Genomic DNA, 1473 nt, shown 5'->3' on the forward strand with positions numbered 1-1473 from the left:
TACATGACCTCGAAGATGACTTTCTGGAGAAGTACGGCGATTATCTTGAGGATGCTTTTCATGAAGTACATGATGAGTTTTGTCCTGACACCGATGTTCTATTGCCGATAGCTTATTTGCCCAATGAAGTGATCATCACTGATGATGGTTATGACGTCGCATTTAAGGAAGGTGTTTATGTGGAGGTTGATGATTACCCGGGTAAGGAGACCAAGCTGGTTCTTTTGCCAAAACCAACCAGGATAATCCTACAGGTGGATCCTCAGCAAAAAGAAGTGGTGTGGAAGGCTAAATAAATGCTTACCTGAATATATAGGGTCAAATAAACCCGAAAAAGTAAAAAGTCATTCTTTACCTGATTACATGATCAGCAAAGAATGACTTTCTTTTTACGTGGTAATGAGGCTTTCCACTAAAAATCAGTAAATCACGCCTATTGTTATCTTATACCAATTTGCCAACTGCCTTTGTCTATTGCTATTGACCACTGTTTGTTAAACACAGAGACAAAAAGTTAATATTTCCCCAGAAACTCGGCCTGATCCTTTTATATAAAGCCTACCTTTTTTCTTACCCTGTCCAGTACTTCGCGGGCTATTATCCGCGCCTTCTCTTCACCTTTCTTTAACTGGTCATCCAGCTCTGCGGGGTTTTCCATATAGTAGTTAAACTTTTCGCGCTGCTCTTTGTAAGTGTTCAGTAAAAGCTCAAACAACTCCTGTTTGGCGTGCCCGTAGCCATAGTTGCCGCCCAGGTATTTCTCCCGAAGTTGCGCGGTTTGCTCTTCCGTACCTACTATTTTGTAGATAGAGAATACGTTGCAGGTGTCAGGGTTCTTAGGTTCTTCCAATGGAGTACTGTCCGTTACTATGCTCATAACCTGCTTTCTCAGCTTCTTTTCCGGTAAGAATATATCTATGGTATTGCCGTACGACTTACTCATTTTTTGTCCGTCAGTACCAGGGATGGTCATTACCTTTTCATCGATCTGGGCATCGGGAATAACGAAGGTATCGCCGTATTGATTATTGAAAATACTGGCAATATCACGGGTTATTTCCAGGTGTTGCTTCTGGTCTTTGCCTACAGGTACAATATTCGCATCATAAAGAATAATGTCAGCAGCCATCAATACCGGATAGGTAAAAAGCCCTGCATTGACATCAGCCAGTTTGTCTGATTTTTCTTTGAACGAATGGGCATTGGCCAGCATAGGGAAAGGTGTGAGGCAATTGAGGTACCAGGTAAGTTCGCAAACTTCGGGTATGCGCGACTGCCTGTAGAAAATGTTTGCCTCTGTATCAAAACCAAAGGCGAGCCAGGCGGCGGCGGTAGCGTTTACATTCTCCGTACGCTGTTGCGCATCTTTTATAGTGGTGAGAGAATGTAGATCTGCTATAAAAAACAGAGATTGATTGTCTTTCTGCTTAGAAAGCTCAATTGCAGGCTTTATTGCTCCGAGTATATTTCCCA

Annotated in this window: 2 protein-coding genes; one reads left to right on the forward strand and one right to left on the reverse strand. The window is 42.5% G+C overall.

Features of this window, described 5'->3' with window-relative positions:
* Positions 1-296, forward strand: a 296-nt coding sequence (locus E1163_RS30215; RefSeq protein WP_185155894.1) for a hypothetical protein, incomplete at its 5' end; no start/stop codon positions are given.
* A 251-nt stretch (positions 297-547) separates the two neighbouring features.
* Here E1163_RS30215 and trpS read toward each other — a convergent pair.
* The coding region (trpS, locus tag E1163_RS00560) for a tryptophan--tRNA ligase (RefSeq protein ID WP_155168579.1) at positions 548-1473 on the reverse strand (926 nt) is incomplete at its 5' end.

Origin of the sequence: Fulvivirga kasyanovii (assembly GCF_009711405.1) — a bacterium.
GTDB lineage: Bacteria > Bacteroidota > Bacteroidia > Cytophagales > Cyclobacteriaceae > Fulvivirga > Fulvivirga kasyanovii.